We start from the raw sequence: 7881 nt of genomic DNA, 5'->3' as shown, positions 1-7881 counted from the left end.
GGATCGTTGCCTCGGTTCGATTGATAACAGCCGTCGAAGGTGACGATTTCGTCACCGTGGGTACGCTCACGATACCAGAAATCGGTGCCTTTCGATTGTCTTCAGCTAGTATATAACTTCCTGCGCCATGACGACGGACTCTGGCGTACTTCCAAAAATGTGGGTTAGGTTACTGAAGCATGGTGGCTGAATATGTGCATCCATTGGGGAGCGCTCATGTCCGAAACGTGCGGCGAGACGACATCCATACCTCCTGATCAACAAGTCAAAAGTTCAAGTGCGCTGAGCCAAGCAGGCTCAGGTACTCTATCAAGTGCCGATATCAAGGCCACCTTGCCGACCAACGATGACCTGACGATAGCTTCCGACGGCCTTGTAGCGGTGGATTGCACCGCATTTAGTTTGCATTGATTGAACTCCCGGCGATCGGACAGAACGACCGGGAGTCTGGGAAACCTTAGCCGCGTTGCGTATTCAGTTGGTCGGAACGCAAGGGTGTCAGGCGCGGGACCAACATGGGAACCATCGCTTGATACGCGCGATACGTATCGCCAAACTCGCGCACCAGAGATCTTTCTTCGAACCATAGGCCAATCATCACGTAAACCGTCATCAGCCCGGCAAAGAGCGCGTGACCAACTGTCATGTGTGGCGTGCCGAGTAAGACCAGGATGACACCAAGCTGCATCGGGTGGCGTACAAAACGGTATAGTCCGGGCGTTTTGAACTGCGGCTTGGGCATAAGTTGAGCGCTGTTTGCAGTCCAAATCTGACGCAGACCAAACAACTCGAAATGGTCGATCAGAAAGGTCGAAAACAAAACCAGAAAGACACCCAGTGCACAGATGCTATAGGTCAGCCACGCCAGGGCACCATCGACGATCCAGATCGTTTCGGGCAGCGGGCGCCACTGCCACATGGCCAGGATCAGAAACAGGGCCGATTGCAGCACATAGGTACTGCGTTCTGCATCCGCAGGAATGATCCGCGTCCACCAGGATTTGAACACCTGTCGCGCCATGAGGCTGTGAAAAAAGCCAAAGAGGAAGATCAGCCCGACATTGATGACGACGGCGACGGGCCATGCAGATGAGGTCCCATCGTTGATCGCCTTCGGAACGGGCAGTTGCAGGAGAAAACCGATCATATACAGAAAGGCCAAATTGAAAAGAACATAGGCAGCGGCGCCATATAGGATCAGACCAGGGCGGTTCATAAGTCAGGCTCCAATTCATCTTTGTTTCAGATAATCCCTGTTTGCCCGAGCCGGGCGATGCGATGCTTGGTCCTTTCATGGAGGTTTTCTGGTGATTTTCTGAAGACTTGACGATTATGTGTCCTGGCCGCTGCCAAAGCGCTTTGCTTGGGCACGAAAACAACGGCATATGGGTGCCGCGAATTGCGTTCAAGCTTTACGAAAAAACTGAATTCGCGCAGAATTGCCCTGTGAAATATGCATTTGATCAATACGTTCTGGACGCAAGCCGCCTGCAATTGACGCGGAAAGACGTTCCAATTGCTACAGAGCCGCAAGTATTTGCGCTGCTTCGGCATCTCATTGAAAACCGCGAACGTGTCGTGTCGAAGGACGAGATATTTTCGGTTATCTGGAAAGGCAGGATCGTTTCGGATGCCGCCCTAAGCAGCCGGGTCAAGGCAGTCAGAGCGGCCATTGGAGATGACGGCGCGCGGCAGGCTTTGGTGCGAACTGTACACAGGCACGGGTTTCAATTTGTCGGCACGGTCGAGGAAACGCATGACGAGACCGGCTCTGCAGCGGTTTTATCGCAACCCTCAATTGCCATCATGGCAACCACAATGGTGCATCCAACAGATGCTCAACGGGCCTTTGGTGAAGGGTTAGAGGACGATATTAGCGCAGCCATTGGTCGGGTTGGAACGATTTATGTCGCGCGATATTCAGGTCAGGACGACGCAAAGCAAGCCGCCGAGGAATTGGGCGTTCGGTACGTACTTGGGCTCAAGCTGCGGTTTGCGGGTAATGCATTTCGCCTGAATGCTTCTTTGTTGCATGCCGGACGGCAGGCAGAGGTTTGGGCAGATCGTTTTGAGGGACAGCTTGACAACCTTTTTGAGGCGCAAGACTTGGTGGTTGCGGCCATTTTGGGCCGCCTCGTCCCGAATATCATGATGGTTGAAGTGCAACGCGCGTTGGCTGAGGCTGACTTGACGGATGCATATCATGAACTCCTGCGAGCGACGCCGCTTTGCATGCGCATGGATGCGGACGACAATCGGCAGGCCGTGGTTCATTTGCGACGTGCATTGGTATCAGATCCCGAACATGCCTTGTCCCATGCTATGCTGGCATGGTGTCTGGGACAACAGGCTATGTCCGATTGGGCACCGGATGGTCCGACAGCGCTCTCAGAGGCGATGGAACATGGCAAAAGCGCGCTTGACCTTGCGCCGCGCGATGCATTGGTTCTGACTTTCGTGGCCACGGCCGAGGTGGCTGCAGGGCAACATACTGCAGCGCGCCATCACCTTGAGACTGCCCTTGCGCTGGACCCAAGTCTGGCTTGGGCCTGGGCCATGTTGGGGGCCGTGGAAACCTTCGCCGGGAACATGAACGAAGCAGTAGCAAACTACGAAAGAGCTTTGCGTCTTAGCCCGCATGATCCGATGCGGTTTAGCTATTACTTTGGCATTGGCGCCGCCCGATACGGATTGGGCGAATATGAAGATGCCTTATCTCTGCTTGAACAAGGTTACATTGAAGCGCCCGGCTCCACATGGGCACCGCGATTGATCTTAGCCTGTGCTGCCGAACTTAACCTGACCGACCGGATGCATGCCATGGCCGCAAAAGTTCGTAGCGTGAGGCCGGATGCCACTGCCGAAAAACTTGTAGAAGCAAGTGTCGTGAAAGATCAAGTATACCGTGATCGAATGCTCAGTTCATTTCGCAAGGCTGGTTTTTAAAAACTCAGATCCCGCGCCTACGGCTCAAGCGACCTTTCTGTTTGGTTGGTAGTGTTTCAGGCGCGCAATTTGCGTATCGCCAAATCCACGCAAGGAGACTGTCTCGGCCTCACTGAGTTTGAATTCGTCGATCAATTCGTCGCGCATCGAGTCGCATATCGTGATCTCCATGGGGTTTGATTGAGCTTGCAAACGCGCGGCCATGTTCACCGCAGGGCCAAAGACATCATAGACGTATTTCTGAACACCGACCACTGAGCCTACGACAGAGCCGCTGGCGATGCCGATGCGAGCGCGCCATTTGTGCGGGTGCATTTGATTTCGTCTCTCCAGAAAACGCATCATTTTAGCCGCGACCCGCGCGGCAGAAAGTGCGTGATCTGGCGTGGAATGGGGTAAGCCCGTCACCGCGATATAGCAGTCTCCGATAGTTTTAATCCGCTCGCTGCCGTGAAGTTCTCCAATTTGATCGAATGCGGTGAAAATAGAGTTTAGTTCAGAAACAGTTACATTCGGATCGCCCGCTGCGGCCATCTTGGTAAAACTCACAAAATCGAGCATGATGACCGTCACCGGCTCGAACAACCGAGGGGTGACACATCCGAATGTCATGAACTCCTCGTAAACAGATTTTGGCATCATGTTCAGAAGAAGTTTTTCAACCCGCCTGTTTTCCCGCTCCAACTCGCGGGTTCGCTTGTCAACCATGGCTGCATAGCTGTCGATCATGGCTTCGGTCTCGCGCAGGCGCGAGATGTTATGGCCTTCGATGATAATCAACCTGTTGCCTTCGTGTTCCGCTTCATGGGCACTGAGTTCAACGACCAAAGTCCGATTTTTGACTTTGGTGCGAACCTCCACCGGTTTCCGGCCTGGCAAATCCTTCAATGCATGAGACGTACCCAGAGTCAAAACTTGCCCTTTTGTTGCGTCTCTGAACCAGTTCCGAAACGTTTGGTTTAAAGAGACGATGACACCATCGTCAGCATCAACTATGCAGATCCCAACATTGATAGAGCTAAGTAGCCTCGCACTGATATCTTGTATTTTCATAGTACTACCCAACAATGAGAGAACGGCGCGCTTCAACAGCACTCAGTGTTTTGGAAAGATCGTCCGGAGCAAAACCCGCATCGGTAAGCGTTTCACCCAAGAGCGCTATGACTTCATCGAACTGCACATTTGTGACGGTCAAATGATGATGAGCGCTTACCAGTCGTTGATCCGTGTACTTCGCGGGACCACCGAGAACCGAGGCGAAGAATTTTGTCTGGTGATCAATGAGTTTGGCCATGTCGACGTCGTCGAAAAACGGGCCTACGATATCGCTGTCCAACACCCGATCATAGAAATTAATGATCACCGAATGCAAAGCACGCATGCCGCCATATTTATCGAAAAGCGGAAGTGATCTTTTGTGTTCGGACCGCCCTAGCATGGAATGTCTCCTAACGATGGCTGGCCCGGCGAAGTAACGCCGGGCTGATGGTTTTTCATGCGCGATGAATGATGATCTCGGAGTATTCCGCCGGAACGATCATAGCCTGAGTATCGGTCGAGTAATTCCGCGCAATTGCGATCAGGTCTGCTGCGAGTTGCGGTGCGCGCTCGCCGACGGCGCCAAAAGCTTTGTGCATTGGGCCGTAAATTTCGCGCCACCGTTCCACCCAATGTTGTGGTGAACGTTCACGGAAGGTGAAATGGCGTTTCGTGATTTCGATTTTTTGAGCTTTTGCCCCGAAGAGCTCTTGCAAACGCGCCTCGGTACCCCATTCCAACGGAGAACGAACGCCGGAAACCGGTGGCACATGCCGTCCGATCGTTCGAAACACTTCGCCTATGAAACTTTCTGGCGTCCAGTTGGCAAGACCGATGGTGCCTCCGCTGCGGCAGACGCGCAGCATTTCATCGGCGGCCGCCTGTTGATTGGCCGTAAACATGACGCCGAATGTAGATGTGACATGATCAAATGACGCCCCCTCAAAGGGCAGGTCTTCTGCGTCGGCTTCTCGAAATGCAACGGTTAACTGCTCGGCTTCGGCGCGAGCGGCACCCGCGCGCAACAGGCTGGTAACATAGTCTGTAGAAACGACATTGCAGTGTCTCCGCGCTGCAGCCAGGGTTGCGTTGCCATTTCCGGCGGCAACATCTAGTACGCGGGCGTCGGGTCGCAAATCCATCGCTTCGGCAAGGGTTTCACCGACAATTTGTAGAGTCGTGCCTACGGCGGCGTAATCACCCGACGACCAAGTAGCGTGTTGTATTGACTTCACCGCGGCCAGATCTGGCGCGGCGGCAAGTGAGGCTGCTGTATTCATTTTCTGTCTCCATCGATTTCGCTTTCAATGGAACAACCCTTGCCAAAGTTCGGAATTTGAAACTTGCAGAAGACCTGTAGAATGTCTGATGTTTTCTGCAGGTTTGTCGATTTCTAGTTGTTTCGATTGAGATCGGTGGGCTCCTCGTCGTGCGTCGCACCCTATCAAGTTGAGTTCGACGATTGCCGCTGACAAATGTCCGCGATGCGCGTGCGGCTGCGACGTCTGGATTGAGTGTTCAATGACTGGTTTGGGCCGGGGCCAGACAATCAGAATGTCGCGCGATCCGTATCTACGATCAGAAGGGAGCATAGAGCGCATTCTTGCTAAGCCGGACGACAAGCCCTCCACACCAAGTCTCAGGCGCTTTTTTTTGTCGAAGGCCATTGCTGAGGTGTCCAAATCGTGCAGCGTATATATGGTACCGCATTGATAAAGGGTAATTACACATGATCCTGGGATATGCTTCAAGCACCTCCGTTGTTCAGGGGCGCTCAATCGACTTTCACCTGTCATTGGAACCTGGCGACGCCTCCCCTCAAGGCACGACGCTGACTATCCAGAACGTCGCCGAAACTTCCATCGCCACGACCGTCGCCGTCAGGGTTTCGCGACAACCGATCCCAACAGAGCGCCCGTGGGAGGGGTTCGGTTGGACCCGGACCATAACCTTCCGCGTGCCCAGCGATTGGCCCTCGGGCCTCTACCGGGTCTTCTACGACAATGACGGCACGACCGCGAACCTAATGTCCTTCGTCGTCCGGCCGGTCACCGGCCACAGAACAGCGCCGATCCTGGTCCATGTCAGCTATCTCACACCGGCCGCTTATAACCCTTGGGGCGGCAAAGGCTTTTACCACCCGGCAAACGAGGACGGACCCGAGCCCAGGGCCAGGCGTGTCGGAATGGACCGGCCTTCGGCGCAACCAGTGGTCGCCCGTCTTGACCGTCCGAATGATTTCGTGCGCGATGCCGGCCTGCTCGCCTGGCTCAAGGACGAAGGGTTCGAGACTGATTGTTGCTCCAGCTACGATCTGCACAGCAAGCCTGCGATGCTTTCCCGCTACCAATGCCTGGTCCTGTCATATCATGACGAGTACTGGACGAAGGAGATGCGCGACAATGTCGAACGTTTTGTGCGCGCGGGCGGCAACGTGGCGGTCCTTTCGGGCAATACCTGCTACCGGCAGGTACGATTCGAGGATAGCGGCCGCACAGTCGTCTTCTACAAATACGCCAGCCTCGACCCTCTTGCCGAAACACGGCCCGACGAGGCGACTGTAGCGGTCGCCGAACCACCCGTGAACCGCCCACAAAACACGCTCTTGGGCGCAGGCTTTACCCACGGCGCGTGGTCCGGCCCAATCAGTGACGAGGACCGACGCGGCTATCGCATCCGCTTTCCTGATCACTGGGTCTTCGATGGGGTGACAGTCCGCGAGACCTCATCGTTTATGCGCTACGAAACCGACGCTGCAGCCTATGCGGAGGAACCCGAAGGCTACCCCCGCGTCACAGGCGAAGAAGGCACGCCGCTCAACACAACCGTGCTTGCCACTGCCGATCTGCGCCACTGGCCCGGTAAACCGGGGCGCGCGACCATGACGCTCTATTCCCGGCGTGGCACGGTTTTCAACGCCGCGACAACCGACTGGGACGACGCGGTCAGAACCGACCCTGTCGTCGCCCAGATCACCCGCAACATCTTTCGCAGGCTCGGCGGCATCACTCGCTGGGACTGGGAAATGGTTGGCCATGCCAACGATCCGACCGCCATGGCCGCGCTGGAAGGTAAGCTTTTCCTGGCCACCGAACATGACCTGCTCTGGCGCCGATTCCCGGTTGGCGCCGACGTGCCCTGGAGGGAAATCGGCCATGCCAACAATGTGATCTCCATGACCTCATCGGACGGGCGGCTCTTCTGCCTGACCAGCGACAACCGACTGTGGCACCGTTCGCCTGTCGAGGTTGAGGTTAGTTGGCAGTTGATGCGGGTGCGCCCTCCGTCCGGCACACGTGCCATTGCTGGAGCCGGCGGGATGCTGTACGCTGTGGATCGCGACGGTGCACTCCATCGCAAGGCGGCCGACGGCACCTCAAATCCGTTCCGCCGGATAGACAGCTTTGAGCGCAACGACAAGATTGTCACAATGACGTCCTACAGCGACATCCTGTTCGCGGCCACGTCCGAGAACCGTCTTTTGCGCACCAATCGTGATTTTATCGCCGAAAGCAATCGCTGGACGGACATCCACCATTGCTTCTTCGCCAAGGGCCTTGCGATGGTGGACTGGATACTTTATGTCGCTACGTCCGAGAACCGGCTATGGCGGATCGACCTCTTCTCGCTAGACCAGCCCTGAGCCAATTTCGGGGGAAAAGTACTGCCACCAAAGGTTCGAAAGGGCCCACTAGCAAAACCGGCCTTCCAGGCCTTTCTAGCACTCCACAGCCACCGGTCTCGTAATGCCGATATACCTATTGCAGGCAGAACGACAATTCGCTTCATCTATGGAGGTCCGCCCTGGCAGTCTATTTGGGCCTGCACCGCCTTCTCTAATTTGAGCGGTGATACCGTTCAACATGCTCGCCTTATCAGGCTCGAAAAAGGAAATGT

Annotated in this window: 6 protein-coding genes; 2 read left to right on the top strand and 4 right to left on the bottom strand. The window is 55.3% G+C overall.

Annotated features, from left to right (window positions below):
• Positions 1–457: 457 nt before the first annotated feature.
• Positions 458–1216: a methanethiol S-methyltransferase gene (gene mddA, locus ACR0AZ_RS21180; protein ID WP_480668204.1), complete on the bottom strand. Its 759-nt coding sequence runs from the start codon at positions 1214–1216 to the stop codon at positions 458–460.
• Between the two features lie 230 nt (positions 1217–1446).
• On the opposite strand from mddA, the gene ACR0AZ_RS21175 reads away from it, so the two are divergent.
• Positions 1447–2946, top strand: a complete 1500-nt coding sequence (locus tag ACR0AZ_RS21175; protein ID WP_480668203.1) for a winged helix-turn-helix domain-containing tetratricopeptide repeat protein — start codon at positions 1447–1449, stop codon at positions 2944–2946.
• 24 nt (positions 2947–2970) lie between these two features.
• Here ACR0AZ_RS21175 and ACR0AZ_RS21170 read toward each other — a convergent pair whose 3' ends face one another.
• Genes ACR0AZ_RS21170 through ACR0AZ_RS21160 form a run of 3 tightly spaced genes read right to left on the bottom strand, consistent with a single transcriptional unit; the run spans position 2971 to position 5264 of the window.
• Positions 2971–3999 carry an adenylate/guanylate cyclase domain-containing protein gene (locus tag ACR0AZ_RS21170; protein ID WP_480668202.1) on the bottom strand — a complete coding sequence of 343 codons (1029 nt, stop codon included), beginning with the start codon at positions 3997–3999 and terminating at the stop codon, positions 2971–2973.
• A 4-nt stretch (positions 4000–4003) separates the two neighbouring features.
• A complete protein-coding gene (locus ACR0AZ_RS21165) occupies positions 4004–4384 on the bottom strand; it encodes a group I truncated hemoglobin (RefSeq protein WP_480668201.1) in 381 nt (126 codons plus the stop codon).
• Between the two features lie 55 nt (positions 4385–4439).
• The gene (locus tag ACR0AZ_RS21160) at positions 4440–5264 is read right to left on the bottom strand and encodes a class I SAM-dependent methyltransferase (protein WP_480668200.1); all 825 of its coding nucleotides are present in this window, start codon (positions 5262–5264) and stop codon (positions 4440–4442) included.
• Positions 5265–5713: 449 nt separating this feature from the next.
• On the opposite strand from ACR0AZ_RS21160, the gene ACR0AZ_RS21155 reads away from it, so the two are divergent.
• A complete protein-coding gene (locus tag ACR0AZ_RS21155; protein WP_480668199.1) occupies positions 5714–7627 on the top strand; it encodes a N,N-dimethylformamidase beta subunit family domain-containing protein in 1914 nt (637 codons plus the stop codon).
• Positions 7628–7881 lie beyond the last annotated feature (254 nt).

It is taken from the genome of Ruegeria sp. BE3 (genome assembly GCF_056538865.1).
The sequence above is the reverse complement of the archived record's forward strand: the minus strand, read 5'-3'. Positions and strand labels throughout refer to the sequence as shown.